General features: G+C 71.1%; 25 protein-coding genes and 1 tRNA gene. 8 read left to right on the top strand and 18 right to left on the bottom strand.

Annotated elements, in window-relative coordinates; all coding sequences use genetic code 11:
- Window positions 1-325 precede the first annotated feature (325 nt).
- The 6 genes from DBP14_RS27530 (at window position 326) to DBP14_RS27505 (ending at window position 6,634) form a co-directional block, all read left to right on the top strand.
- Window positions 326-1,096 carry a DeoR/GlpR family DNA-binding transcription regulator gene (locus DBP14_RS27530; protein WP_129309798.1) on the top strand — a complete coding sequence of 257 codons (771 nt, stop codon included), beginning with the start codon at window positions 326-328 and terminating at the stop codon, window positions 1,094-1,096.
- A 107-nt stretch (window positions 1,097-1,203) separates the two neighbouring features.
- Window positions 1,204-2,577, top strand: a complete 1,374-nt coding sequence (locus DBP14_RS27525) for a sugar ABC transporter substrate-binding protein (protein ID WP_129309797.1) — start codon at window positions 1,204-1,206, stop codon at window positions 2,575-2,577.
- Entirely contained in the window at window positions 2,574-3,512 is a 939-nt protein-coding gene (locus DBP14_RS27520; protein WP_129309796.1) for a sugar ABC transporter permease, read from the top strand. The genes DBP14_RS27525 and DBP14_RS27520 overlap by 4 nt, the downstream gene beginning before the upstream one ends.
- Window positions 3,509-4,354: a carbohydrate ABC transporter permease gene (locus DBP14_RS27515; RefSeq protein WP_129309795.1), complete on the top strand. Its 846-nt coding sequence runs from the start codon at window positions 3,509-3,511 to the stop codon at window positions 4,352-4,354. Before DBP14_RS27520 ends, DBP14_RS27515 begins: the two co-directional genes overlap by 4 nt.
- Complete coding sequence (locus tag DBP14_RS27510; RefSeq protein ID WP_129309794.1) at window positions 4,351-5,340, top strand: zinc-dependent alcohol dehydrogenase family protein; 990 nt, start codon at window positions 4,351-4,353, stop codon at window positions 5,338-5,340. The genes DBP14_RS27515 and DBP14_RS27510 overlap by 4 nt, the downstream gene beginning before the upstream one ends.
- Window positions 5,341-5,467: 127 nt before the next feature.
- Window positions 5,468-6,634, top strand: coding sequence for a TerD family protein (locus DBP14_RS27505; protein ID WP_129312118.1), 1,167 nt, complete (start codon window positions 5,468-5,470; stop codon window positions 6,632-6,634).
- A 106-nt stretch (window positions 6,635-6,740) separates the two neighbouring features.
- Here the strand turns inward: DBP14_RS27505 and DBP14_RS27500 are convergent, their stop codons facing one another.
- From DBP14_RS27500 to DBP14_RS27495, 3 genes are all read right to left on the bottom strand, one after another.
- Window positions 6,741-8,324 (bottom strand): TROVE domain-containing protein, encoded by a 1,584-nt coding sequence (locus DBP14_RS27500; protein WP_129309793.1) that lies wholly within the window; start codon window positions 8,322-8,324, stop codon window positions 6,741-6,743.
- A 367-nt stretch (window positions 8,325-8,691) separates the two neighbouring features.
- Window positions 8,692-8,761 (bottom strand) — tRNA-Lys (locus DBP14_RS36240).
- Between the two features lie 104 nt (window positions 8,762-8,865).
- A complete protein-coding gene (locus DBP14_RS27495) occupies window positions 8,866-10,293 on the bottom strand; it encodes a hypothetical protein (RefSeq protein WP_129309792.1) in 1,428 nt (475 codons plus the stop codon).
- A 282-nt stretch (window positions 10,294-10,575) separates the two neighbouring features.
- Here DBP14_RS27495 and DBP14_RS27490 point away from each other — a divergent pair, with 282 nt between their 5' ends.
- On the top strand, window positions 10,576-12,402 hold the full coding sequence (locus DBP14_RS27490) for an endonuclease/exonuclease/phosphatase family protein (protein ID WP_129309791.1): 1,827 nt from the start codon (window positions 10,576-10,578) through the stop codon (window positions 12,400-12,402).
- A gap of 122 nt (window positions 12,403-12,524) precedes the next feature.
- Here the strand turns inward: DBP14_RS27490 and DBP14_RS27485 are convergent, their stop codons facing one another.
- Genes DBP14_RS27485 through DBP14_RS36235 form a run of 4 tightly spaced genes read right to left on the bottom strand, consistent with a single transcriptional unit; the run spans window position 12,525 to window position 14,394 of the window.
- Window positions 12,525-13,073, bottom strand: a complete 549-nt coding sequence (locus DBP14_RS27485) for a DUF3618 domain-containing protein (RefSeq protein ID WP_129309790.1) — start codon at window positions 13,071-13,073, stop codon at window positions 12,525-12,527.
- Entirely contained in the window at window positions 13,070-13,489 is a 420-nt protein-coding gene (locus DBP14_RS27480) for a phage holin family protein (protein WP_129309789.1), read from the bottom strand. The genes DBP14_RS27485 and DBP14_RS27480 overlap by 4 nt, the downstream gene beginning before the upstream one ends.
- 51 nt (window positions 13,490-13,540) lie before the next feature.
- Complete coding sequence (locus tag DBP14_RS27475) at window positions 13,541-14,236, bottom strand: hypothetical protein (RefSeq protein ID WP_129309788.1); 696 nt, start codon at window positions 14,234-14,236, stop codon at window positions 13,541-13,543.
- Window positions 14,233-14,394 carry a hypothetical protein gene (locus DBP14_RS36235; protein WP_164992215.1) on the bottom strand — a complete coding sequence of 54 codons (162 nt, stop codon included), beginning with the start codon at window positions 14,392-14,394 and terminating at the stop codon, window positions 14,233-14,235. The genes DBP14_RS27475 and DBP14_RS36235 overlap by 4 nt, the downstream gene beginning before the upstream one ends.
- Window positions 14,395-14,540: 146 nt before the next feature.
- On the opposite strand from DBP14_RS36235, the gene dapA reads away from it, so the two are divergent.
- Complete coding sequence (gene dapA / locus DBP14_RS27470; protein ID WP_129309787.1) at window positions 14,541-15,455, top strand: 4-hydroxy-tetrahydrodipicolinate synthase; 915 nt, start codon at window positions 14,541-14,543, stop codon at window positions 15,453-15,455.
- Between the two features lie 54 nt (window positions 15,456-15,509).
- Here the strand turns inward: dapA and dapD are convergent, their stop codons facing one another.
- The 11 genes from dapD to DBP14_RS27415 form a co-directional block, all read right to left on the bottom strand.
- The gene (dapD, locus tag DBP14_RS27465; RefSeq protein ID WP_129309786.1) at window positions 15,510-16,499 is read right to left on the bottom strand and encodes a 2,3,4,5-tetrahydropyridine-2,6-dicarboxylate N-succinyltransferase; all 990 of its coding nucleotides are present in this window, start codon (window positions 16,497-16,499) and stop codon (window positions 15,510-15,512) included.
- A gap of 45 nt (window positions 16,500-16,544) precedes the next feature.
- Window positions 16,545-17,099 carry a TetR family transcriptional regulator gene (locus DBP14_RS27460; RefSeq protein WP_129309785.1) on the bottom strand — a complete coding sequence of 185 codons (555 nt, stop codon included), beginning with the start codon at window positions 17,097-17,099 and terminating at the stop codon, window positions 16,545-16,547.
- Window positions 17,099-17,419 (bottom strand): multidrug efflux SMR transporter, encoded by a 321-nt coding sequence (locus tag DBP14_RS27455; RefSeq protein ID WP_129309784.1) that lies wholly within the window; start codon window positions 17,417-17,419, stop codon window positions 17,099-17,101. Before DBP14_RS27455 ends, DBP14_RS27460 begins: the two co-directional genes overlap by 1 nt.
- 130 nt (window positions 17,420-17,549) lie before the next feature.
- The gene (locus tag DBP14_RS27450; protein WP_129309783.1) at window positions 17,550-17,882 is read right to left on the bottom strand and encodes a metal-sulfur cluster assembly factor; all 333 of its coding nucleotides are present in this window, start codon (window positions 17,880-17,882) and stop codon (window positions 17,550-17,552) included.
- A complete protein-coding gene (sufU, locus tag DBP14_RS27445; protein WP_129309782.1) occupies window positions 17,879-18,352 on the bottom strand; it encodes a Fe-S cluster assembly sulfur transfer protein SufU in 474 nt (157 codons plus the stop codon). Before sufU ends, DBP14_RS27450 begins: the two co-directional genes overlap by 4 nt.
- An 11-nt stretch (window positions 18,353-18,363) precedes the next feature.
- The gene (locus DBP14_RS27440; protein ID WP_129309781.1) at window positions 18,364-19,620 is read right to left on the bottom strand and encodes a cysteine desulfurase; all 1,257 of its coding nucleotides are present in this window, start codon (window positions 19,618-19,620) and stop codon (window positions 18,364-18,366) included.
- A complete protein-coding gene (gene sufC, locus DBP14_RS27435; protein ID WP_129309780.1) occupies window positions 19,617-20,381 on the bottom strand; it encodes a Fe-S cluster assembly ATPase SufC in 765 nt (254 codons plus the stop codon). Before sufC ends, DBP14_RS27440 begins: the two co-directional genes overlap by 4 nt.
- Before the next feature lie 7 nt (window positions 20,382-20,388).
- Complete coding sequence (locus tag DBP14_RS27430) at window positions 20,389-20,706, bottom strand: non-heme iron oxygenase ferredoxin subunit (protein WP_129309779.1); 318 nt, start codon at window positions 20,704-20,706, stop codon at window positions 20,389-20,391.
- Window positions 20,703-21,887: a Fe-S cluster assembly protein SufD gene (gene sufD / locus DBP14_RS27425; RefSeq protein ID WP_129309778.1), complete on the bottom strand. Its 1,185-nt coding sequence runs from the start codon at window positions 21,885-21,887 to the stop codon at window positions 20,703-20,705. The genes DBP14_RS27430 and sufD overlap by 4 nt, the downstream gene beginning before the upstream one ends.
- Window positions 21,888-21,946: 59 nt before the next feature.
- On the bottom strand, window positions 21,947-23,368 hold the full coding sequence (gene sufB / locus DBP14_RS27420) for a Fe-S cluster assembly protein SufB (protein ID WP_129309777.1): 1,422 nt from the start codon (window positions 23,366-23,368) through the stop codon (window positions 21,947-21,949).
- Window positions 23,365-24,108, bottom strand: coding sequence for an ArsR family transcriptional regulator (locus tag DBP14_RS27415; protein ID WP_129309776.1), 744 nt, complete (start codon window positions 24,106-24,108; stop codon window positions 23,365-23,367). Before DBP14_RS27415 ends, sufB begins: the two co-directional genes overlap by 4 nt.
- Window positions 24,109-24,480: the final 372 nt, after the last annotated feature.

The raw sequence follows: 24,480 nt of genomic DNA, 5'->3' as shown, positions 1-24,480 counted from the left end.
GGCTACGGCTACGGCTACGGCTACGGCTACGGCTACGGCTACGGCTACGGCTACGGCTACGGCTACGGCTACGGCTCGAAACGATCGCTCACGCGTGCGGGCGGGCACCGGACGGTCCCGCCCGCCACCGTATCCGGGCATCCGGGCAGCCCGCTCGCACTCCCCGCCCGGCAGCCCCGCAGGTCCGCGCCGGGCACACCGCGCCGCGAACGGGCCCATACGGGCAGTATCGGGCCCGCAACAGACCTGGTCAGCGCCGCCGCCCCACTGTAGAACTTCCCCCAGGAGCCCGAACGGGCAGTTCCGCGGGAAGTGGGTGACGATCATGAGGACGAGGACGGCGGAGGAACGCCAGCGCGACATCGTGCGGGCGGCGCGCGCCACCGGATCCGTCGACGTCACCGCGCTCGCCGCCGAGCTGGGCGTGGCCAAGGAGACCGTACGGCGCGATCTGCGCGCCCTGGAGGACCACGGGCTCATCCGGCGCACCCACGGCGGCGCCTACCCGGTGGAGAGCGCCGGATTCGAGACCACGCTCGCCGTCCGGGCCACCAGCCACGTGCCCGAGAAGCGCAGGATCGCGGCCGCCGCGGCCGAGCTGCTCGGGGACGCCGAGACGGTCTTCGTCGACGAGGGCTTCACCCCGCAGCTCATCGCCGAGGCTCTGCCGAGGGACCGCGCGCTGACCGTGGTCACGGCGTCCCTGCCGGTCGCGGGCGGCCTCGCCGAGGCCGGGAACATCCAGGTGCTCCTGCTCGGCGGCCGGGTCCGCTCCGGGACGCTGGCCACCGTCGACCACTGGACGACGAAGATGCTCTCCGGCTTCGTCCTCGACCTCGCCTTCATCGGCGCCAACGGCATCTCCCGCGAACACGGCCTGACCACCCCGGACCCCGCCGTGAGCGACGTCAAGACGCAGGCCGTGCGTGCGGCCCGGCGCACCGTCTTCGCGGGCGTGCACACCAAGTTCGGGGCGGTCAGCTTCTGCCGGTTCGCCGAGGTCGGCGCCCTGGAGGCGATCGTGACCAGCACCCTGCTCCCGACGGCCGAGGCCCACCGCTACTCCCTGCTGGGCCCGCAGGTCATCCGGGTCTGACCCACCGACTCACCGCCCGCAGGGGCACACCCCGCCCCTGACCGCCCCTTATATCCGCCTAACTCCACTTACCTCCCCCGTCTCCCTCACGTACCCAGGAGCGATCCATGCGCATCCCGAACCGACGGCGGCCACCGCGGGCCACACTCGCCGCGGCCGCCGCGGGGACGCTGCTCGCCCCGCTGCTCTCCGGCTGCTGGGCCGGCGCGGGCGGGACCGGTTCCGGCGGCGACTCGATCAACGTGCTGATGGTCAACAACCCCCAGATGACCGAGTTGCAGAAGCTCACCGCCGCCCACTTCACCAAAGAGACCGGCATCAAGGTCAACTTCACCGTCCTGCCCGAGAACGACGTCCGCGACAAGATCAGCCAGGACTTCGCCAACCAGGCCGGCCAGTACGACGTGGCCACCCTGTCCAACTACGAGATACCGATCTACGCCCGCAACGGCTGGCTGCACGAGATGGACTCCTACGTCGCCAAGGACCCCTCGTACGACGAGCAGGACGTCCTCAAGCCGATGCGCCAGTCCCTCACCGCGGACGACGGCAAGCTCTACGGGCAGCCCTTCTACGGCGAGTCGTCGTTCCTGATGTACCGCAAGGACCTGTTCGCCGCGAAGGGCCTGACCATGCCCGCCCACCCGACCTGGCAGCAGGTCGCCGGCCTCGCCGCGAAGGCGGACGGCGCCCGGCCCGGTATGAAGGGCATCTGCCTGCGCGGACTGCCCGGCTGGGGCGAGCTGATGGCACCGCTCACCACCGTGGTCAACACCTTCGGCGGCACCTGGTTCGACACGAAGTGGCACGCCCACCTGAACTCCCCCGAGTTCGTCAAGGCGACGAAGTTCTATGTCGACCTGGTACGGCAGCACGGCGAGTCCGGCGCCGCCCAGTCCGGCTTCGCCGAGTGCCTGAACGACATGACCCAGGGCAAGGTCGCCATGTGGTACGACGCCACCAGCGCGGCCGGCCTGCTGGAGGCCGCCGGCTCACCGGTCAAGGGCAAGCTCGGCTACGCCCCCGCGCCCGTCGAGAAGACGAAGTCCTCCGGCTGGCTCTACACCTGGGCCTGGGGCATCCAGAAGGCCTCCCACAACCCCGACAAGGCCTGGAAGTTCGTCTCCTGGGCGTCCGGCAAGGGCTACGAGCAACTGGTCGGCCGGACCAGCGGCTGGCCGGACGTCCCCGCCGGCAAGCGCGCCTCCACCTACGGCAACGCCGACTACCGCAAGTCGGCCGCCGCGTTCCAGGAGATGACCAAGGAGTCCATCGAGAACGCCCGCCCGAACGACCCCGGCGTACAGCCGCGGCCCGCGCCCGGCATCCAGTTCGTCGGCATCCCCGAGTTCACCGACCTCGGCACCAAGGTCTCCCAGGAGATCAGCTCGGCCATCGCCGGACGCCAGTCCGTCGAGTCGGCCCTGAACAAGTCGCAGGCACTCGCAGAGAAGATCTCCAAGGAGTACGAGGGACGATGACAGCGACGACCACGGCCCCCGTGGCCGCGACCCCCGTGAGAGCACTGAAACAGCCCTCGGCCCGGCTGCGCGCCTGGGCCACCCGGGCCCCGCTCCTGCCCGCCCTGGTCTTCATGATCGTGGTGACCCAGCTGCCCTTCGTGGCCACGCTGGTGATCTCCTTCTTCGACTGGAACGCCCTCTACCCCAAGGCCCGCCGCTTCACCGGCCTCGACAACTACCAGCAGGTACTCACCGACGCCGACCTGCGCCACTCGGTGTGGACGACCGTGCTGCTCACCGTCGGCGTGGTGCTGGCCAGCCTGGTCCTGGGCCTGGCGCTGGCGCTGCTGCTGGACCGGCGGTTCCGCGGCCGGGGCATCGTGCGCACCCTGCTCATCGCGCCCTTCCTGGTGGTCCCCGTGGCCGCCGCCCTGCTCTGGAAGCACGTGCTCTACAACCCCGAATACGGCCTGTTCAACGGGCTGTTGCACTATGTGGGCGGTCCCCAGCCGGACTGGATCTCCAACACCCCGCTGCTCGCCGTCGAGGCCTCCCTGGTGTGGCAGTGGACGCCGTTCATGATGCTGATCCTGCTGGCCGGCCTGCAGAGCCGCGACCAGCAGCAGATCGAGGCCGCCCGGGTCGACGGCGCGAACGACTGGCAGATCTTCCGCCACCTGACCCTGCCCCATCTGCGCCGCTACCTCGAACTCGGCGCCCTGCTGGGCTCGATCTACATCGTGCAGAACTTCGACGCGGTCTTCACGATCACGTCCGGCGGCCTGGGCACGGCGAACCTGCCCTACACCGTCTACCAGAGCTTCTACCAGGCCCACGAGAACGGCCTCGCCTCGGCGGCCGGGGTCCTGGTGGTCATCGGCTCGATCGTCATCGCGACCTTCGCCCTGCGCGTGGTGTCGTCCCTGTTCCGCGAGGAGGTGTCCCGCGCATGAGCACCGCATCGCCTCGGCGCAGAGCGCGCGGCGGACTCGGTCTGGGCCTGGTGGCCTGGCTGGCCGGCATCCTGTTCTTCCTGCCCATCGCCTGGATGGCGCTGACGTCCTTCCACTCGGAGAGCGACGCGGCGACCAACCCGCCGTCCTTCACGGCCTCCCTCACCCTGGACGGCTACCGCGAGTTCTTCGGCACCGGCGGCGGGGCGAGCCCCTGGCCCGCGCTGATCAACTCGGCGGTCGCCTCGGTGGCGTCGACGGCCCTCGTCCTGCTGCTGGCCTTCCCGGCGGCGTACGCCCTGTCGATCCGCCCGGTCCGCAAGTGGACCAACGTGCTGTTCTTCTTCCTGTCCACCAAGATGCTCCCCGCCGTGGCGGGCCTGCTGCCGATCTACCTGTTCGCCAAGAACGCCGGGATGCTCGACAACATCTGGCTGCTGGTCATCCTCTACACCTCCATGAACCTGCCGATCGCGGTGTGGATGATGCAGTCCTTCCTCGCCGAGGTGCCGGTCGCCGTCATCGAGGCGGCGACGGTGGACGGCGCCCGGCTGCCGACGGTCCTCGCGCGCGTGGTCGCGCCGATCGCCCTGCCGGGCATCGCGGCCACCGCCCTGATCTGCTTCATCTTCAGCTGGAACGAACTGCTGTTCGCGCGCGTGCTGACCGGCGTGGTGGCCGAGACGGCCCCCGTCTTCCTGACCGGCTTCATCACCAGCCAGGGCCTGTTCCTGGCCAAGGTGTGCGCCGCGTCGCTCGTCATCTCCCTGCCGGTGCTCGCCGCGGGGTTCGCCGCCCAGGACAAGCTGGTCCAGGGCCTGTCGTTGGGAGCCGTGAAATGAAGGCCGCCGTCATCGAGTCCGTGGGCCGCGCCGTCGTCACCGAGGTCCCGGACCCGACGCCAGGGCCCCGCGAGGTCGTCGTCGAGGTGGCCGCCTGCGGTCTGTGCGGCACCGATCTGCACATCCTCCAGGGCGAGTTCGCGCCCAAGCTGCCCATCGTCCCCGGGCACGAGTTCGCGGGCACGGTCGTCGGGGTCGGCACCCAGGTCACCGAACTCGCGGCCGGCGACCGGGTGGCCGTCGACCCCTCCCTGTACTGCTACGAGTGCCGGCACTGCCGCACCGGGCACAACAACCTGTGCGAGCGCTGGGCCGCGATCGGCGTGACCACGGCCGGCGGCGCGGCCCGCTACGCGGTCGCCCCCGTCGCCAACTGCGTACGGCTCCCCGAGCACGTCCGCACCGAGGACGCGGCCCTCGTCGAGCCCCTGTCCTGCGCGGTCCGCGGCTACGACGTGCTGCAGTCCCGGCTCGGCGCCCACGTGCTGATCTACGGCTCCGGGACCATGGGCCTGATGATGCTGGAGCTGGCCAAGCGCACCGGCTCGGCGAGCGTGGAGATGGTCGACGTCAACCCGGCCCGCCTGGAGACGGCCCGCAGGCTCGGCGTCTCCGGCGCGGCCACCGGGGCGGACGAACTGGACCGGCCGCAGGGCTGGGACGTCGTCGTCGACGCCACGGGCAACGCGGCCGCGATCCAGGACGGCCTGGACCGGGTCGCCAAGGCCGGCACGTTCCTGCAGTTCGGCGTCGCCGACTACGCGACCCGGGTGACGATCGACCCGTACCGCATCTACAACCAGGAGATCACCATCACCGGCTCCATGGCCGTCCTGCACAGCTTCGAGCGGGCCGCGGAACTGTTCGCGAACGGGGTGCTGGACGCGGAGGTGTTCATCAGCGACCGCATCCCGCTGGAGCGCTACCCGCAGGCGCTGGAGCAGTTCGCGGCGGGCGTGGGACGCAAGATCGTGGTGGTGCCCTGAGCGGGGGTGGCCCGAACCGGGCGGTGCTGTACCGGGGCGGTCTGCGCCGATCGGGGGACGGTTCGCGGGTGGCCCGGCGGTAAGGGAACGGCAAAGTGATGTCGTTCGTTCACCCGGCATGACAGCTATGACCCCTGGCTCGAACATCCCTCTGTCGGCCGCCCGCGTGACGGTGGACGTCGCCGCGCCGGTGCGGCTCGACGTGTCGAGCCTGCTGCTCACCGCCGACGGCAAGGTGCGCTCCGACGACGACTTCATCTTCTACAACCAGCCGGCCGGGCCGGGCGTGACGTACCGGTCCGGCGGCGGTGCCGGGCCGGACGCGATCACGGTGGACACCGCGGCCGTGCCGCCGGACATCGAGAAGATCGTCGTCACCGCGAGCCCCGACGCGCAGGGCCAGACCTTCCAGGGCATCGAGCCGACGGCCACGATCCGGGACGCGGCCGACGGCTCGGTCCTCGGCCTGTTCACCCCGCCGCAGCTCGGCGCGGAGACCGCGCTGGTCATCGTGGAGATCTACCGCCGCAACGGCCAGTGGAAGGCCCGGGCGGTCGGCCAGGGGTACGCCAACGGGCTGGCCGGCATCGCGACCGACTTCGGCGTGACGGTGGAGGAACCGGCCGCGGCGCCGCAGCCGGTGGCCGCACCGCAGCCGGCGGCTCCGCCGGTCCCGGCGGCCCCGCCGGCGCCGGCCGCACCCGCTCCGGGCGCCGGGAAGATCAACCTGGACAAGGGGCGGGTCAGCCTCCAGAAGAAGCAGACCGTGTCGCTGGTCAAGGGCGGACAGCCGCTGCTCAGCCAGGTCCAGATGGGCCTCGGCTGGGAGCCCGCGTTCCGCGGCAAGGACATCGACCTCGACGCCTCGGTCATCGCCTACGGCCCGCAGCGCAACGCCATCGACAGCTGCTACTTCGGCAAGCTGTCGATCCTGGGCGGCGCGGTCAGGCACTCCGGCGACAACCTCACCGGCGAGGGCGGGGGCGACGACGAGGTCATCACCGTCGACCTGGGCCGCCTCCCCCAGGAGGTCACCGGCCTGGTCTTCACGGTGAACTCCTTCTCCGGCCAGAAGTTCACGGAGGTCGCCAAGGCCTACTGCCGCCTCCTCGACGCCGCCACCGGCGAGGAACTGGTCCGCTTCGACCTCACCAACGCCGAGGCCCAGACAGGCGTCCTGATGGCCAAGCTGGTCCGCCAGTTCTCCGGCGAGTGGGACATGACGGCCCTGGGCGACTTCGTGAAGGCCCGAACCGTCCGCAACATGGTCGACCCGGGGGCCCGTGCACTGTAGGCGGGCCGCCGACTTCAACTGCGGGTCCGCTGTGGCTGACCGCAGCTGAATTCGGTGAGCGTGGCCCGCCCCCGGCCGGCCGTGGTGCCGGGGGCGGGCCGGCAGTTCACGGCTGCCAGGGCCACTCGGCGTTTTTCGCGGCCTCCAGGAGCGGCACCATGCGGAAGGCCGCGTCCGAGAGGCCGCCGAAGGTGTGCCGGTTGCCGGTGCCCGAGGGACCGTGGCCCGCGCGGTAACCCTCCAGGTTCCAGGTGTAGACCGGAACATGGGCCGGGATCTGCGCCGTCGGGTCCCCGTGCCGGTTCGGCGCGTACTGCTCGTCGGTGACGATCAGCACCCGGTCGTGCCGCGCGTAGTGCCGCCGCACCGCCTCGGTGGTGTCGGTGCCACCGAGGTTCCCGAAGCGCTCCAGGATCTTCAGCACCGACTCGCCCGCGCGGAACTCCACCGCCCGGCTGGTCGAGCCGAACTCGACGAGGTCGGCGTCCGCCGCCCGCAGCGCGAGGGCCGTGCCGAAGATCGCCGCGGCGTCGGCCCGGGTCAGCTGCGAGCGCTCCGACACCGGCGACCAGAACATCGAGCCCGACCGGTCGACGAGCACCAGCGTCCGGCCCGGCAGGGCGGGCACGTTGGCCAGCGAGTGACCGAGCGCCCGCTCCAGCGGGTAGGACCAGCGCAGCGAGGGCGCGTGCCGGTAGGCGGCCAGGTAGCGGAAGGGGAACTGCCGCGAGCGGGCCACCTGCGCGGGGTCGCTGATGCTCGCCGCGACCTGTGCGGCGACCTCGTCCGAGACGCCCGCCTCGTCGAAGTTCCGCAGGTTGCGGACGAGGGCCATCGGACCCATGGACGGGATGACGGCCTCCCAGGCCGCCTGGTCCATCGGCCCCTGCAGCCAGCCGGCCAGCGCCTCCCAGGTGATCCCGGCCGCCGCCAGCCGCTCGGCGCCACCGGGAGCCGTGACGACCGCCCGCCGCTCCTCGACGGGCAGTGCCATCAGCTCACGGTGTGCGGTGAGCACCGGCAGCGACGCCGGGGGCACGGCGGTGTCCGGGTTGTGCCGCCGGTCGAGCGCGTACCGGAACAGCTCGCCCTGCCACGGCTTGTCCGGGCCGGGAGCCGCGTGCACCAGGTTGAGGATGTCGCCGAAGCGGTAGCCCTTGGACGCGGTGTCGTACTTCAGCAGGGACTTGGCGTGGTACAGCCGCCGTACGGCGTCGGCGATCCCCCGCTTGACCGGCTTGGGGACGGCACGGCCGTACGTCGCCGTCCAGTAGGCGAGCAACTCGCCGGGCTCGTCCGGGCGCTGGAGCACGGAGGCCACGACCTGCCGGTTGGACGGGCCGTCGGTCGCGCCGGCGGCCAGCCGGGCGTGGACGTACTCGGCGGCGCCGACGAGCGAGGCCGTGCGCATGTTGCCCTCGCCGCGCAGCCAGGCCAGCAGTCCGGCCGTCCAGGACGGGTCGCTGACGGCGAGGCCGCGGAGCAGGCGGGTGAACCGGTCGTCGCGGTCGGCGCCGCTCTCGTAGAAGGTGTCCCGCCCGACGAAATTGGAGACGGCGAGCAGGAAGAGCTCGGAGCGCGCGTCGCGCTCCCGGCCGCGGCCGCCCTGGTGGGTCCGCAGGACGCGGCCCGTCGTGGTGACCGCGGAGGTGGGCTGTGCCTTGGCGGCACGCGTGTTGAATCGCGCCATGATGAATTCCCCCGAATTCGCTTGCTTTTCGGAGGGAGGCGCGGCAAATGGAAGGTGCCCGAGATCCGGGGTCGGCGGCGGACTTTAGCCAGATGCTCTACCCATTGAGCTACACCGGCTGAAAGCCGGTGGCGGGACTCGAACCCGCACCCGTCCGATCCGATGAAGTAACCGCTGCCTGCGCACCGGGCACCCACCATGTGCCGCGCCCCCCGAGATCGATTCGGCCGCGGCAGGTGATTCCAGGAAAGGGAAGGAGCCGCTTCCGGCGCACCGGGAGGTGCGTGAAGTTTTCGGTGTCCAGAGATCGAGGGCGGCGGAACCGACGTTTGGTGCTCTGCCTCTGAGCTACACCGGCCCGTTGAGCCGGTGGCGGGATTCGAACCCGCGGCCTCCCCATTAAGAGTGGAAGTAGGTCCTGCCTTCGCACCTGGACGTGGATCACTCTAGGAGAGGGGCCGCGGGTAGGGCGAGCGAATTATCGGAGCCGAAGAGGTGCCCTTCTTCGACTGTCCGCTCGACCCCTGCGCAACCCCTGCGCTCAACCCCCCTGTTGAGACCGCGCCTTGAAGGCCGCCTTCCGCGCTTCCTTCGCCACCTTCTTGTCGGGGTGGAGCCGCCCCATCGCCTCCAGGACGTCGGCGGTCGCCGGGTGGTCCACGCGCCAGGCGACCGCGAAGAATCCGCTGTGCTGGCCGGCCAGCCCCTCGACGAGCAGTTGCAGCTCCTCCGAGTTGCCCTCGGCGGCCAGCTGGGCGGCGATCGTGTCGATGGTCAGCCAGAAGACGAGCTGCTCCGACGGGGCGGGCACGTCCGGGGTGCCGCGTTCGCTGAGCCACACCCGGGCGAGGCCGCCCAGTTCAGGGTCGTCGAGGACGTCCCGCAGGGCCGGTTCGGCCTCCGCGCCGACCAGGGACAGTGCCTGCTGGCAGCGGAGCCTGCGCAGCGGCGCGCCGATGTCCGCGCCGCGGGCCGCGGCCAGCAACTCGGCGGCGGCGGCGAGGGGTTCGCGCCGGGTCAGCCACTGCTCGGTCTCGGCCTGGGCGGCCGACTGACCGAACCGGGCGGTGCCGGAGAGCAGCGCGTCGGCGCCCTTCTCGGCGAGTTCGCCGACCGCGGGCGCCTCGACGCCGGCCTCCAGCAGCCGTGCCCGGAGCCCGTACAGGCCGAGCGGGGTCAGCCGGACCATGCCGTAGCGGGCGACGTCGGTGTCGTCGACGGGTGCGGCGGGCTCCTCGTCGGCGTCGGCCATCAGGGCCTCGTCGACCGGCTGGTACTCCACCAGTCCGGCCGGCTCCAGCATCCGGAACTGGTCGTCGAGCCGCATCATCGCGTCGGAGACCTGCTCCAGGACGTCGTTGGTGGGCTCGCCCATGTCGCTGGGCACGATCATGGAGGCGGCGAGGGCGGGCAGCGGCACCGGGCTCTCGCCGGGACCGTCCTCACTGACCGTCAGCAGGTAGAGGTTGCCGAGGACGCCGTCGAGGAACTCGGCCTCGGCCTCGGGGTCCCAGTCGAGTGACGAGAAATCGACCTCGCCGCCCTCCTCCAGGACCTCGGCGAGCCCGTCCAGGTCGGGCACGGTCGCGTCGGCGACGACCGTCTCCAGTCCGGCGAGCCACACCGCGAGGACGTCGTGCGGGGATCCGCCGGTGAGCCGCGCCAGTTCCGGCCCGGCGGCGACGGTGCCGGTCTCCTCGTCGGCGATCTCCACCAGCCCGGCGTCCAGGGCGACCCGCCACGCCTCGCTCGCGTAGGCGGCCGCGTCGTCGCCGGTGAGCCCCAGTTCCTCGGCGGCGGCCGGAAGCTGCTCCTCCACCAGCCCGCCACCGGCGTCCACGCGGGTCCCGGGGCCGGCCCAGCGGGCGAGCCGGGCGGCGCGGGAGAGCAACGGGGTGGACAGGGCGGCGCGCGCCAGCTCCGCTTCGGGGTGCAGCCGTACGGGCGGCAGGGGGGAGCTGTCTGACATCGGCTGGTTCTCCTCGGGACTCGGACGCACGACGCGGCCGTGGCGACTCAACCGCTCAGCCTAGACGGATTTCCACCCATGCCGCCCGGTTCATCTCCTCGTCAGCTTCCGTGCATGGCCGAAACCTTGACAACTGCGGGGCCCAAGCAGGAGATTGACGCGCGTAGAAGTTGGGGGGACAACTGTTCACTCTTCGCTACGCGTGTCACACAGGGCTACCAGCCCCGCACACAGCCGTTCCACCCTCGTCCCGGCGCTCACGCACGTCCCCGGAGGGATCCCTTGCCGAGCAGGTCTTCCGCGCGCCTCGCCGCGCTCACCGTCGCCGCCGTCTGCAGCGCGGCGTCCGCCGTCGTCCTCACCTCCCCCGCGCACGCCGACTCGGTGCGCATCCATGACATCCAGGGCACGACCCGTATATCGCCGCTCGCCGGGCAGAAGGTCGCGGACGTACCCGGCATCGTCACGGCCACGCGCTCCTACGGCTCCTCGAAGGGCTTCTGGTTCCAGGACCCGAACCCGGACGACGACCCGGCGACCAGCGAGGGCGTGTTCGTCTACACCGGGTCCAACCCGAAGGTCGCCGTCGGCGACTCGGTCACGGTGTCCGGCACGGTCTCGGAGTACGTCCCGGGCGGCACGTCCTCGGGGAACCAGTCGCTGACGGAGATCAGCAAGCCGGCGATCACCACGGTGTCCACCGGCAACGCGGTCCCCGCGCCGACGGTGATCGACGCCCGCTCGGTGCCGTCCCGGTACACGCCGGCCGGTGACACCGCCGCCGGCGGCTCCATCGACGGGCTGCCGCTGCGGCCGTCGACGTACGCCCTGGACTACTACGAGTCCCTGGAGGGCATGAACGTCCAGGTCGCCGACGCCCGCGTGGTCACGGGCACCGACCCGTACAGCGAGCTGTGGGTGACGGTGAAGCCGCACGAGCACGCCAACCGGCGCGGCGGCACGGTGTACGGCTCCTACGACGGGCAGAACACCGGCCGGCTGCAGATCCAGTCGCTGGGTTCGACCGCGGACTTCCCGAAGGCGGACGTCGGTGACACCCTCATCGGCACCACCACCGGCCCGCTCGACTTCAACCAGTACGGCGGCTACACCCTCGTCGCGAGCGAGCTGGGCACGCTCAAGAGCGGTGGCCTGCAGCGGGAGACCACCCGGAAGCAGTCGCACCGCGAGCTGGCGGTGGCGACGTACAACGTGGAGAACCTCGACCCGTCCGACGGCACCTTCGACGCGCACGCCGCGGCGATCGTGCACAACCTGCAGTCCCCGGACATCGTGTCGCTGGAGGAGATCCAGGACGACAACGGCGCCAAGGACGACGGCACGGTCGACGCGAGCACGACCGTGAACAAGCTGATCGACGCGATCGTCGCGGCCGGCGGCCCGCACTACGAGTGGCGCTCGATCAACCCGGTCAACGACCAGGACGGCGGCGAGCCGGGCGGCAACATCCGCAACGTCTTCCTGTTCAACCCGCAGCGGGTGTCCTTCGTGGACCGCGCGGGCGGCGACTCCACCACCGCCGTCGGTGTCACCAAGGTGCACGGCAAGGCGCAGCTGACGGCGTCCCCGGGCCGGATCGCGCCGTCGGACGCGGCCTGGAAGGACAGCCGCAAGCCGCTGGTCGGCCAGTTCGTCTTCCGCGGCAAGACGGTCTTCGTGATCGGCAACCACCTCACGTCCAAGGGCGGCGACCAGGGGCTGACCTCGCAGTACCAGCCGCCCACCCGCAGCTCGGAGATCCAGCGGCACGCGCAGGCGACGCTGGTGAACGCGTTCGCGAAGGACATCCTGTCCGTCCAGAAGAACGCGGACGTCATCGCGCTCGGCGACATGAACGACTTCGAGTTCTCCGGCACGGCGCAGATTCTCCAGGACGACGGCGTGCTGTGGTCGGCGATCAAGTCGCTGCCCAGGAGCGAGCGTTACACCTACGACTACCAGGGCAACGAGCAGGTGCTGGACCAGATCCTGATCAGCCCGTCGATCCGGCGCGGCCACGACTTCGCGTACGACAGCGTGCACATCAACGCGGAGTTCCACGACCAGATCAGCGACCACGACCCGCAGGTGCTTCGGTTCCGTCCGTAGCGCCCGCCGGGCCGGCGTGCTCCGGTGCCCGTGCCTGTGCCCCCGGCCCGCCGCCTCGTGCGGCGGGCCGGGGGCACGTTCGCCGTTCCGGGCCCGGTCGGGCCGTGGTCCCGCGGACGGGGTCAGCCGTTGTCCGTGGACCTCCGCCGCATGGCGACGGCGGCCGTGACGACCACGGCGACGGCCGCGCCCGCGATCAGCACGGGCCGGGGGTTCTGGAACACGTACCGCAGCGGCGGTGCCTGCCGCTCGGCGACGTGCCCCGCGTGCCGGGCCCTGTCGCGGACGCTGTGCACGGTGCTGCCGGCCCTGCTCTGCAGGCCGTGCGCCGTGCCGCCCGTCCGGTCCTGCACGGCGTGGCCGGCCCGATGGGCCCGGTCGCCCAGGGTGTGGCCGGCGTGCCCGGCCCGTTCCTGGACCAGGTGTCCGGCCCGGGTGGCGCGGTCCTGCACGCTGTGGCCGGCCTGGGCGGCGCTGCTGCGCAGTTGCACGGTCATCGCGCCGGCCTTGTCCATGAGGTCGACGGCGCGGGCCCGGGCCCGGCCCTTGACGTCCGCCCTGGCGGCCAGTTCCTCGACCGTGTGGCCCAGCTGGCCGCGGGTCCGCTCGATCTGCCGGCGCAGCTCGTCGGGGCCCTTCGCGCCCGAGCCGTGCGCGCTCCTGTCCGTCATCGGTGTGCCCTTCCCTTGATCTCCTCGACGTCCGCCCTGACGCTGCCGAGCGTGGCCTGCGGTGTGGGCGGTGTGGCGTGGCGCAGCTGGGCGCGCCCGGTGAGCGCGAGCAGGCCGGCGAGGGCGAAGAGGACGCCCGTCATGATCAGCGCCGCCGCCCACACGGGCAGGACCAGTGAGAGTGCGGCGACGCCCGCCCCCGCCAGGACGAGCAGTCCGGCGTAGCCGACGGCGCCCGCCGCCCCGAGCAGTCCGCCGCCGCGCCCGGCGCGGCGGCCCTTCTCCGCCAACTCCTCCTTGGCGAGGGCCACTTCCTGCCGTGCGAGCAGGGATATCTGTTCTGTCGCCCGGCTGACGAGCTCGCCCACCGAAGGGTGCCCGTCAGCGGCGGGCCGTACGTGCGTGGTCCCGGTCACGGTGTCCGCCTCCTCTCGGTACGGACCCCCGGGTACCCAGACCCCCGGTCGTCACCCCTGCCCGGCGGAGCCGCCCCCGCGTTCACCGAGGTGGGCGAGCTGGGTCTGGAACCAGTCGAGACGTGCCTGCAACAGGGCGGCCTCCGCGACGAGTTCGGGCACCCCGAGGTCGCCGCCGGCGGCGTCGGCTTCGCCGGGCGGTGCGCCGATGGCGGTGCCCGCGACGACGCGCACTCCCTCGCCGGCGAGCCGGGCGAATCCGGCGAGCGAGCGGGACGGACGCGCGTGGACGCATCCGGCGCAGGCGGGGGCGAGGGCCCGCCAGCCGGGTCTGCCCCAGCCGGCGTCGGCGAGGGCGGCGGCGGGCGCGCCGCAGGCGCAGGGGCCCACGGTCACGGTGCGCACGCGCTGCCGGGAGGAGCGGTAGCCGCGTTCGAAGCGGATGTAGCGGCCGAGTACGGCCACTTCGAGCAGGACGGCGGTGCGGTGCTCGGCGGTGCAGAGCAGGGCTTCGGCGGCCGTGCGGTCGTGCAGGCAGTGGAAGCCGCAGGCGCAGTGGCGCGCGGGTGTCCGGTGCCTGCGGCCGTAGACGCAGGACGCGTCGTCGAGGACGCCGTACGGCAGCGTGCCGCCCAGTGACACACCGGTGAACCCGGCCCGGGTGCCGTCCTGGGACAGCACCGGGTGGGCGATCTTGTATCCGGTCGGCGGCTCCGTCGGGCGTTCCGCGGGGAGCCGTAGCCTCATCGGGCGGCCGGGACCTCTTCGCGGGCCGGTTCGGCCGCGGCGGCCGGTTCGGTGGCGGTGATCTCCTCCGGGAGGTCACGCTCCCCCTCGCGGGCGAGCGGGCGTTCCTCCGCGACCCCGGTGGCCAGTGCCTTGCCGAGCTTCATGGTGCCTCCCATGACCTGACGTCGGTGTGACCTCCTTCCATGGTGCCGCACGGAGGCCGGCTTGGACACAGGGCCTCAACCTCTCCCAGCAATGCTTATCAATACCTCGTAGAAGAATTAAGTGGAGCTACACGATCGGTCCTGCCGACACTACTTTCATGACGACCGACACGCCCTCGCCCCGCCCCCGCCCGCCCTTCGGCCGCGTCCTCTGCGCGATGATCACCCCCTTCACCGCGCAGGGCGCGCTGGACCCGGACGGGGCCCGCCGGCTGGCCCGGCACCTGGTGGCGGAGGGCTGCGACGGGCTGGTGCTCAGCGGCACCACCGGCGAGTCGCCGACCACGACGGACGCGGAGAAGGCGGAGCTGATCACGGCCGTACGGGACGCGGTCGGCTCACGGGTGCCGCTGGTCGCGGGCGTCGGCACCGCCGACACCCGGCACACCGTCGAGCTGGCCCTCGCGGCCGGCGAGGCGGGCGCCGACGGGGTGCTGGTGGTGACGCCGTACTACAGCAGGCCGCCGCAGGACGCGGTGGAGGCGCACTTCCTGGAGGTGGCCGACGCGAGCCGGGTCCCGGTGATGCTCTACGACATCCCCGGCCGCACCGGCACCCGCATCGAGCCGGACACGATGATCCGGCTCGCCGCGCATCCGCGGATCGTGGCGGTCAAGGACTGCTCCTACGATGTCCTCGGCACCCAGAAGGTCCTGGCCCGCACGGACCTGGCGTACTACGCGGGCTGCGACGAGCACATCCTCGCGCTGCGCGCGGTCGGCGCGGCCGGCTGCGTGTCCACGATCGCGAACGCGGTCCCGTCCCACGTCGCCGCCGTCCTCGCCGCCTACGACGCGGGCGACACCGCCCGCGCCACCGAACTCCAGCTCCGCCTCACCCCGTTGACCGACGCGATGATGAACACCCCCCTCCCCGGCGCGGTCACCACCAAGGCCCTCCTCAACCACCTCCACCACCCCGCCGGCCCGGTCCGCACCCCCCTGCGCCCCGCCGACACCGCAACGACCGCCCGCCTCCTGGCCCACTACGAGGCCCTGCTCGCCGCGCCGTGACATGACGAAAGCGCCCCCACTCGGTGTGGAGGCGCTTCGTGGGGAGGGGGTCGATCAGTTGTGGGTGTGGAGGATGTCGTTCAGGCCGCCCCAGACCGCGTTGTTCGGGCGGGCCTCGACCGCGCCGGTGACCGAGTTGCGGCGGAAGAGGATGTGGGAGGCGCCGCTCAGGTCGCGGGCCTTGACGATCTGGCCGTCGGGCATGGTGACGCGGGTGCCCGCGGTGACGTAGAGGCCGGCCTCGACCACGCACTCGTCGCCGAGGGCGATGCCGACGCCCGCCTCGGCGCCGACCAGGCAGCGCTCGCCGATGGTGATGCGGACGTTGCCGCCGCCGGACAGGGTGCCCATGGTGGAGGCGCCGCCGCCGATGTCGGAGCCGTTGCCCACGACGACGCCGGCGGAGATGCGGCCCTCGACCATGGACGTGCCGAGTGTGCCGGCGTTGAAGTTGACGAAGCCCTCGTGCATGACCGTCGTGCCCTCGGCCAGGTGCGCGCCCAGGCGGACCCGGTCGGCGTCGGCGATGCGGACGCCCTTGGGGGCCACGTAGTCCGTCATGCGCGGGAACTTGTCGATCGAGGTGACCTGGAGGTGCAGGCCCTCGGCACGCGCGTTGAGCCGCACCTTCTCGACGTCGTCCACGGCGACCGGGCCGAGCGAGGTCCAGGCCACGTTGGCGAGGTGCCCGAAGATGCCGTCCAGGCTCTGGCCGTGCGGCTTGACCAGGCGGTGGGAGAGCAGGTGCAGGCGCAGGTAGGTGTCGTGCGCGTCGATCGGCTTGTCGTCGAGCGAGGCGATGACCGTACGGACCGCGACGACCTCGACGCCCCGGCGGGCGTCCGGGCCGGTGGCGGCCGTGGCGCCGCCGCCAAGGAGTTCCGCGGCCTGCTCGGCGGACAGTCGCTCGGTACCGGAGGGGCCGGGCTGGTCGGCCAGCTCGGGCGCGGGGAACCAGGTGTCGAGGACGGTGCCGTCGGAGGCGATGGTGGCGAGGCCGGCGGCCACGGCACCGGTGGTGCGGGAAGCAGTCGTGTCGGTCATGTGGGAAAACCTAACGTGGGCCGGGGCGTGGGAGCGAACCGCGTCTCACGTGCCGGGCGCACCTCGGAGGATCAGCCGGGACAGCGCGGTGCGCGTGTGGGCCTCGTCGTACGAACCGCCCGTGAGCAGCGCTTGCAGGCAGATGCCGTCCATGAGCGCGAGCAGGGCCCGTGCGGTCGTGGGATCGGTGCGCGCGGTCAGGCGCCGCGCCGTCTCCCGGGTCCACCGCTCGGCGACGGGACGCAGGGCGGGGCGCCGGAGCGCGGCGAGATACAGCTCGTACTCCAGCTCGGCGCCCGCCCGGTCGCCGCCCAGCCACTCGCCGAGGGCCCGGGCGAGACCCGCCGCCAGGTCGCCGCCGCCCTCCGCCAGGACCCCGCTCGCGTCCAGCGCGGCCCCGAAGCCCTCGCTGGCCTGCTCCAGCGCGGCCACCAGCAGATCGTCCAGGGTGGCGAAGTGGTACGTCGTCGAGCCGAGCGGCACGTCCGCCTCCGCCGCGACCGAGCGGTGACTGAGCCCGGCGATGCCCTTCTCCCCCACCACCCGCAGCGCCGCGTCGATGATCCGCTGCCGCCTGCCGGGGTCGTAGCGGCGGGACATCAGTGCGCCCCGCCGAGGTTCAGGACCACCACTCCGCCGATGATCAGCACGATTCCGGCCACCTTGGCCAGGTTGAGCCCCTCCCCGAACAGCATCAGGCCGATGACGGCGATCGTCGCCGTGCCGACGCCCGCCCAGATCGCGTACGCCGTGCCGATGGCGACGGTCTTGAGGGTCTGGGCGAGCAGCGCGAAGGAGAGGACGTAGCCCAGGGCCGTGATCAGGGACGGCCAGAGCCTGCTGAACCCCTCGCTGTACTTCATCGCCGTCGTCGCGGCGACCTCGGCGGCGATGGCGCCGGCAAGCAGGAGGTATCCCATGTGTACGAGCGTACACATGAGCGCAGGGGGCGTACACACGCAAGGGACGTACACAGGCCGTCCGCACGGCGAAGGGGGCCGCGGCGCGATGCCGCGGCCCCCTTGCGGGCTCTGTGCCGGACGCTGCGTCTCAGACGTTGAAGCCGAGCGCGCGCAGCTGCTCGCGCCCGTCGTCCGTGATCTTGTCCGGACCCCACGGCGGCATCCAGACCCAGTTGATGCGCAGCTCGTTGACGAGGCCGTCCGTGGCGGACTTGGCCTGGTCCTCGATGACGTCCGTCAGCGGGCAGGCCGCGGAGGTCAGGGTCATGTCGACGGTCGCCACGTTGGAGTCGTCGACGTGGATGCCGTAGATCAGGCCGAGGTTGACGACGTCGATGCCCAGCTCGGGGTCGACGACGTCCATCAGGGCCTCGCGGAGCTCCTCCTCCGAGGCCGGTTTCATCTCCACGGTCTCGCTCATGCCGTCTTCCTTTCGGCGTCCGTGCCGGCGCCGTCCAGCGCCTGGGCCGTCGCGTCCTTCCACGCCATCCAGCTCAGGAGGGCGCACTTGACCCGCGCGGGGTACTTGGAGACGCCGGCGAACGCGACCGCGTCCTCCAGCACCTCCTCCATCGCGTCGTCCGGCTCGATCCGGCCCTTGGACTGCATCAGCTCCAGGAAGGTCTCCTGGATCTTCTGCGCGTCTGCGAGGTCCTTGCCGACGAGGAGTTCGTTCAGCACGGAGGCCGATGCCTGGCTGATGGAACAGCCCTGGCCCTCGTAGCTGACGTCCTGGATCGTCGAGCCGTCGTACTTCACTCGGAGCGTGATCTCGTCGCCGCAGGTCGGGTTGACGTGGTGCACCTCGGCGTCGCCATCCCGCAAGCCCCGCCCGTGCGGGTTCTTGTAGTGGTCCAGGATGACTTCCTGGTACATCGAGTCCAGCTTCACGCCTCAGCCCTTCATCCGAAGAAGTTCCGTACGTGCTCCAGGCCGTCGACCAGGGCGTCGATCTCGGCCGGCGTGGAGTACAGATAGAACGACGCTCGCGTGGTCGCGGGAATTCCGTACCGAAGGCAGACCGGCCGCGCGCAGTGGTGGCCGACCCGGACCGCGATGCCCTGCTCGTCGAGGACCTGGCCCACGTCGTGCGGGTGGATGTCGCCCAGCGTGAAGGAGATCGCCGCGCCCCGGTCCTCGGCCGTGGCCGGACCGATGATCTTCAGGTCCGGGACCTCGGCCAGGCGCTGGACGGCGTACTCCGTCAGCGCGTGCTCATGGGCGAGGATCTTGTCCATGCCGATCGAGTTGAGGTAGTCGATCGCCGCGCCGAGGCCGACCGCCTGCGAGATCGGCGGGGTGCCGGCCTCGAACTTGTGCGGCGCCGGGGCGTACGTCGAGGAGTGCATCGAGACGGTCTCGATCATCTCGCCGCCGCCGAGGAACGGAGGCAGGTCCTCCAGCAGCTCCTGGCGGCCCCAGAGGACGCCGATGCCGGTCGGGCCGCACATCTTGTGGCCGGTGAAGGCCACGAAGTCGGCCTGCAGCGCCTGCACGTCCACCGGCATGTGCGGGGCGGCCTGGGAGGCGTCGATGCACACCAGGGCGCCGACCTCCTGAGCGCGGCGCACGATCGCGTCGACCGGGTTGACCGTGCCGAGGATGTTCGACACCAGCACGAAGGAGACGATCTTCGTCTTCTCGGTGATGACCTCGTCGATGCGGGACAGGTCGAGCCTGCCGTCGTCGTCGAGGCCGAACCACTTCAGCTTCGCACCGGTGCGCTGCGCGAGCAGCTGCCACGGCACGATGTTGGAGTGGTGCTCCATCTCCGTGATGACGATCTCGGTCTCGTGGTCCACGCGGTAGGGCTCGTCGGCCCAGCCCAGCATGTTCGCCACGAGGTTCAGCGATTCGGAGGCGTTCTTGGTGAAGATCACCTCGTCGCGGCTGGGCGCGTTGATGAACTCCGCGACCTTGTCACGCGCGCCCTCGTACAGCGCCGTGGCCTCCTCGGCGAGCACGTGCACACCGCGGTGGACGTTGGCGTTGTGCTGTTCGTAGTACTCGTTGAGCACGTCGAGCACCTGGCGCGGCGTCTGGGAGGTCGCCGCGTTGTCCAGGTAGACGAGCTTCTTGCCGTCATGGAGGACCCGGTCCAGGATCGGGAAGTCCTTGCGGATCGCCTCGGTGTCGAGGAGGCCCGGCAGCTGTGTCACGCGGATACGCCACCCTTCGTGTACGCCTCGTAGCCCTCGTTCTCCAGCTTCTCCGCCAGCTCAGCGCCACCGGACTCCGCGATGCGGCCGTCGGCGAACACGTGCACGAAGTCGGGCTTGATGTAGCGCAGGATGCGCGTGTAGTGCGTGATCAGCAGGGTGCCGACCTCACCGGTCTCGCGAACGCGGTTGACGCCCTCGGAGACGATCCGCAGCGCGTCGACGTCGAGGCCGGAGTCGGTCTCGTCGAGGATCGCGACCTTCGGCTTGAGCAGCTCAAGCTGGAGGATCTCGTGGCGCTTCTTCTCACCGCCGGAGAAGCCCTCGTTGACGTTGCGCTCGGCGAAGGACGGGTCCATGTGGAGGCGCTCCATGGTCTCCTTGACCTCCTTCACCCAGGTGCGCAGCTTGGGGGCCTCGCCGCGGACGGCGGTGGCGGAGGTGCGCAGGAAGTTGGAGACCGAGACGCCGGGGACCTCGACCGGGTACTGCATCGCCAGGAACAGGCCCGCGCGGGCGCGCTCGTCGACGGACATCTCCAGGACGTCCTCGCCGTCGAGCAGCACGGTGCCGCCGGTGATCGTGTACTTCGGGTGACCCGCGAGCGAGTAGGCGAGGGTCGACTTGCCGGAGCCGTTGGGGCCCATGATGGCGTGCGTCTCGCCCTGCTTCACGGTGAGGTCGACGCCCTTGAGGATCTCCTTCGTGGCGTTGTCGGCCTCGACGGTGACGTGCAGGTCTCGGATTTCAAGCGTTGCCATGGGTGCCTCAGGACTCCTGGGAGAGGGAGACGAGCACGTCGTCCCCTTCGATCTTTACGGGGTATACGGGGACGGGGCGCGTCGCGGGGAGGCCGGACGGCTTGCCGGTGCGGAGGTCGAAGCTGGAGCCGTGCAGCCAGCACTCGATCTGGCAGTCCTCCACCTCGCCCTCGGAGAGGGAGACGTTCGCGTGGGAGCAGATGTCGTAAATCGCGAACACCTCGCCCTCGGTCTTGACGACCGAGACCGGCGTGCCGTCGAGTTCCACCCGCTTCGGGGTGTCCTCCTCCAGCTCGCTCAGCCCACAGGCGCGTACGAAGGTCATGCGACCGAAGCCTCCAGCTCCTCCTCGATCTTGGCGAGCAGGCGCTCCTCGATGTCGGCGACACCGATCTGCTGGACCAGCTCGGCGAAGAAGCCGCGGACCACCAGGCGGCGGGCCTCCTGCTCCGGGATGCCGCGGGCCATCAGGTAGAAGAGCTGCTCGTCGTCGAAGCGGCCGGTGGCGGAGGCGTGGCCGGCGCCGACGATCTCGCCGGTCTCGATCTCCAGGTTCGGCACCGAGTCGACGCGCGCGCCGTCCGTGAGGACCAGGTTGCGGTTCATCTCGTAGGTGTCGGTGCCCTCGGCCTTGGCCTCGATGAGCACGTCGCCGATCCAGACCGCATGGGCGGACTCGCCCTGGAGCGCGCCCTTGTAGGCGACGTTCGACTTGCAGTGCGGGGCGTTGTGCGTGACCAGCAGGCGGTGCTCCTGGTGCTGCCCGGCGTCGGTGAAGTACAGGCCGTACAGCTCGGCCTCGCCGCCGGTGCCGGCGTACTCCACGCGCGGGTGCAGGCGGACGACGTCGCCGCCGAAGGTGACGACGACCGACTTGAAGGAGGCGTCGCGGCCGACCAGCGCGTTGTGCTGGGCGACGTGCACGGCCTTGTCGTCCCAGTCCTGCACGGAGACGACGGTCAGCTTGGCGCCGTCACCGAGCAGGTAGTCGACGTTGGCGGCGAGGACCGCGTCACCGGTGTGGTCGATGACCACGACGGCCTCGGCGAAGGCGCCCAGCTCGATCACCTGGTGGCCGAAGCGGGTGCCGCCCTGGCCGTGCACCGCGATGCGGATCGGCTCGGTGAGGACGGTCTCCTTCGGGACGGTCACGACCGAGGCCTGCTCGAAGTGGGAGTAGGCCTGGGCGGCGATCCGGTCCACCGGGGTGCCCGCCCTGCCGAGCCGCGCGTCGTCCCGGCCGACGGTCTCGACGGTGACGCCCTCGGGGGCCTCGATGTCGACCTTCACGCCGTCGCCGTCGGCGACGGCGGTGCCGTCGTGCAGTCCGCGCAGGCGCTCCAGCGGGGTGAACCGCCACTCCTCCTCGCGGCCGTGCGGGACGGGGAAGTCCGCCACGTCGAAGGAGGGGGGCGCGCTCATGCGCGAGACGACGGTCGACTCCGCGGCGACCGCGATCGAGCCCGCGGTGGTCGACCCCACGGGGATGTTCTGGGCCTCAGCCATGGCTGTCGTAGTGCTCTCTTTCTGAGTGTGACGTCTGCTGACGATGACGGGCGGCGGTCTTAACCGACCGCGCCTTCCATCTGCAGCTCGATCAGCCGGTTGAGTTCCAGCGCGTACTCCATGGGGAGCTCCTTGGCGATCGGCTCGACGAAGCCGCGCACGATCATCGCCATCGCCTCGAACTCGGTCAGGCCGCGGCTCATCAGGTAGAAGAGCTGGTCCTCGGAGACCTTGGAGACGGTGGCCTCGTGGCCCATGGAGACGTCGTCCTCGCGGACGTCGACGTACGGGTACGTGTCCGAGCGGGAGATGGTGTCGACCAGCAGCGCGTCGCACAGCACGTTCGACTTGGCGCCCGGGGCGCCCTCGCCGATCTCGATCAGACCGCGGTAGGAGGTGCGGCCGCCGCCGCGCGCCACGGACTTGGAGACGATGTTGGACGACGTGTTCGGCGCCATGTGGACCATCTTGGCGCCCGCGTCCTGGTGCTGCCCCTCGCCGGCGAAGGCGATGGACAGGGTCTCGCCCTTGGCGTGCTCGCCCATCAGGTAGACGGCCGGGTACTTCATCGTCACCTTGGAGCCGATGTTGCCGTCGATCCACTCCATGGTCGCGCCCTCGTACGCCACGGCGCGCTTGGTGACCAGGTTGTAGACGTTGTTCGACCAGTTCTGGATGGTCGTGTAGCGGCAGCGGGCGTTCTTCTTGACGATGATCTCGACGACCGCGGAGTGCAGCGAGTCCGACTTGTAGATCGGGGCGGTGCAGCCCTCGACGTAGTGCACGTAGGCGCCCTCGTCGACGATGATCAGGGTCCGCTCGAACTGGCCCATGTTCTCGGTGTTGATCCGGAAGTAGGCCTGGAGCGGGATCTCGACGTGCACGCCCTTCGGCACGTAGATGAACGAGCCGCCCGACCACACGGCGGTGTTCAGCGAGGCGAACTTGTTGTCACCGGCGGGGATGACGGTGCCGAAGTACTCCTTGAAGAGCTCCGGGTGCTCCTTCAGCGCGGTGTCGGTGTCCAGGAAGATGACACCCTGCTCCTCCAGGTCCTCGCGGATCTGGTGGTAGACGACCTCCGACTCGTACTGCGCGGCGACACCGGCGACGAGGCGCTGCTTCTCGGCCTCCGGGATACCCAGCTTGTCGTAGGTGTTCTTGATGTCCTCGGGCAGGTCCTCCCAGGACTCCGCCTGCTTCTCCGTGGAGCGCACGAAGTACTTGATGTTGTCGAAGTCGATGCCCGACAGGTCCGAGCCCCAGTTCGGCATGGGCTTCTTCTCGAAGAGCTTCAGACCCTTCAGGCGCAGCTTGGTCATCCACTCGGGCTCGGACTTCTTGCCCGAGATGTCGCGGACGACGTCCTCGTTCAGGCCGCGCCGGGCGGAGGCACCGGCCACGTCGGAGTCGGCCCAGCCGTATTCGTACTTGCCCAGGCCCTCAAGTTCGGGGTGGGCAGTCTCCGTGGGGAGCGTCATGCGGGGTTCCTCCCGGCCGTGCTTGCAGGTGCGTCAGTGGAAATCTTGGGAATGAACGTCGTGCACACGCCGTCGCCGTGGGCGATCGTCGCCAGTCGCTGGACGTGAGTACCCAGAAGCTCGGCGAAGATCTCGGTCTCCGCCTCACACAGCTGCGGGTACTGCTCCGCCACATGGGCGACCGGGCAGTGGTGCTGGCACAGTTGCTCGCCCTTGTGCGGGAGGGGGGCGCTGCGCGCCGTAGCAGCGTACCCGTCCGCGGTCAGGGCCTTGGCCAGGGCTTCCGCGCGCCCGTCGGGTCCGGCGGCCTCGATCGCCCGGCGGTACGCGCCCGCCTGGGCGGCGATCCGGGCGCGAGCGAAGGCGGCGACCGCGTCCGAGCCGCCCTCGCGCTCGGCGATCCAGCGCAGGGCGTCCGCGGCGAGCTTGTCGTACGACTGGTCGAAGGCGTCCCGGCCGCAGTCGGTCAGCGCGAAGACCTTCGCGGGGCGGCCACGCGTGCGCGTGCCGTACACGCGCTGCTCGCGGGCCTCCACGACGTCGTCGGCGACGAGCGCGTCCAGATGACGCCGTACGGCCGCCTGGGTGAGACCCAGCCGGCCGGCCAGCTCGGCGACGGTGGAGGGCCCGTGGTCCAGGATGGATCGCGCGACGCGGTTGCGCGTGGAGCGCTCACCGGTCGCGAGGTCCTCCTGCGGGGCCCCCAGGGGAGTCTCCCGAGCCTCACCGACGTTTTTCACAACGCCATTGTTGCGTAATTCCGCGGACCGGGGCAAGCGGCGTCCGGATCACCGCGCGGTGCGCTGCGTCACTTAGGCCCACCTAACCTGACCTGCGAGAACGATCTTTGATCGATCAATTCGGTGGCACCAGGCGGCCCCCTGTCTGCGGTGCCTTCCAGGCCGCCCCGCGCCGCGGTCACCCCCCGGGGCTGCGCCCCCGGACCCCCTGTCGGCCTGAACGGCCTCGTCCTCAAACGCCGGACGGGCTGGAGGTTGCCGCCCGGCGTTCGACCTACCTAGCTGCGGGCAGTCGTGCCGCTGGGGCGGCACGGGTGGGCGCGACGGCACCTGACAACGCCGAGCAGAGGCACCCAGCCCCGGGCACCTCGG

Origin of the sequence: Streptomyces sp. L2, from assembly GCF_004124325.1 — a bacterium.
In the GTDB taxonomy this organism is placed as follows: Bacteria; Actinomycetota; Actinomycetes; order Streptomycetales; family Streptomycetaceae; genus Streptomyces.
The sequence above is the reverse complement of the archived record's forward strand: the minus strand, read 5'-3'. Positions and strand labels throughout refer to the sequence as shown.

Excerpts from the sequence above, each read along its gene's own strand:
- DBP14_RS27530 (WP_129309798.1), top strand. The coding sequence starts at position 326 with ATGAGGACGAGGACGGCGGAGGAACGCCAGCGCGACATCGTGCGGGCG.
- DBP14_RS27525 (WP_129309797.1), top strand. The coding sequence starts at position 1,204 with ATGCGCATCCCGAACCGACGGCGGCCACCGCGGGCCACACTCGCCGCG.
- DBP14_RS27520 (WP_129309796.1), top strand. The coding sequence starts at position 2,574 with ATGACAGCGACGACCACGGCCCCCGTGGCCGCGACCCCCGTGAGAGCA.
- DBP14_RS27515 (WP_129309795.1), top strand. The coding sequence starts at position 3,509 with ATGAGCACCGCATCGCCTCGGCGCAGAGCGCGCGGCGGACTCGGTCTG.
- DBP14_RS27510 (WP_129309794.1), top strand. The coding sequence starts at position 4,351 with ATGAAGGCCGCCGTCATCGAGTCCGTGGGCCGCGCCGTCGTCACCGAG.
- DBP14_RS27505 (WP_129312118.1), top strand. The coding sequence starts at position 5,468 with ATGACCCCTGGCTCGAACATCCCTCTGTCGGCCGCCCGCGTGACGGTG.
- DBP14_RS27500 (WP_129309793.1), bottom strand. The coding sequence starts at position 8,324 with ATGGCGCGATTCAACACGCGTGCCGCCAAGGCACAGCCCACCTCCGCG.
- DBP14_RS27495 (WP_129309792.1), bottom strand. The coding sequence starts at position 10,293 with ATGTCAGACAGCTCCCCCCTGCCGCCCGTACGGCTGCACCCCGAAGCG.
- DBP14_RS27485 (WP_129309790.1), bottom strand. The coding sequence starts at position 13,073 with ATGACGGACAGGAGCGCGCACGGCTCGGGCGCGAAGGGCCCCGACGAG.
- DBP14_RS27475 (WP_129309788.1), bottom strand. The coding sequence starts at position 14,236 with ATGAGGCTACGGCTCCCCGCGGAACGCCCGACGGAGCCGCCGACCGGA.
- DBP14_RS36235 (WP_164992215.1), bottom strand. The coding sequence starts at position 14,394 with ATGGGAGGCACCATGAAGCTCGGCAAGGCACTGGCCACCGGGGTCGCG.
- dapA (WP_129309787.1), top strand. The coding sequence starts at position 14,541 with ATGACGACCGACACGCCCTCGCCCCGCCCCCGCCCGCCCTTCGGCCGC.
- dapD (WP_129309786.1), bottom strand. The coding sequence starts at position 16,499 with ATGACCGACACGACTGCTTCCCGCACCACCGGTGCCGTGGCCGCCGGC.
- DBP14_RS27460 (WP_129309785.1), bottom strand. The coding sequence starts at position 17,099 with ATGTCCCGCCGCTACGACCCCGGCAGGCGGCAGCGGATCATCGACGCG.
- DBP14_RS27455 (WP_129309784.1), bottom strand. The coding sequence starts at position 17,419 with ATGGGATACCTCCTGCTTGCCGGCGCCATCGCCGCCGAGGTCGCCGCG.
- DBP14_RS27450 (WP_129309783.1), bottom strand. The coding sequence starts at position 17,882 with ATGAGCGAGACCGTGGAGATGAAACCGGCCTCGGAGGAGGAGCTCCGC.
- sufC (WP_129309780.1), bottom strand. The coding sequence starts at position 20,381 with ATGGCAACGCTTGAAATCCGAGACCTGCACGTCACCGTCGAGGCCGAC.
- DBP14_RS27430 (WP_129309779.1), bottom strand. The coding sequence starts at position 20,706 with ATGACCTTCGTACGCGCCTGTGGGCTGAGCGAGCTGGAGGAGGACACC.
- sufD (WP_129309778.1), bottom strand. The coding sequence starts at position 21,887 with ATGGCTGAGGCCCAGAACATCCCCGTGGGGTCGACCACCGCGGGCTCG.
- sufB (WP_129309777.1), bottom strand. The coding sequence starts at position 23,368 with ATGACGCTCCCCACGGAGACTGCCCACCCCGAACTTGAGGGCCTGGGC.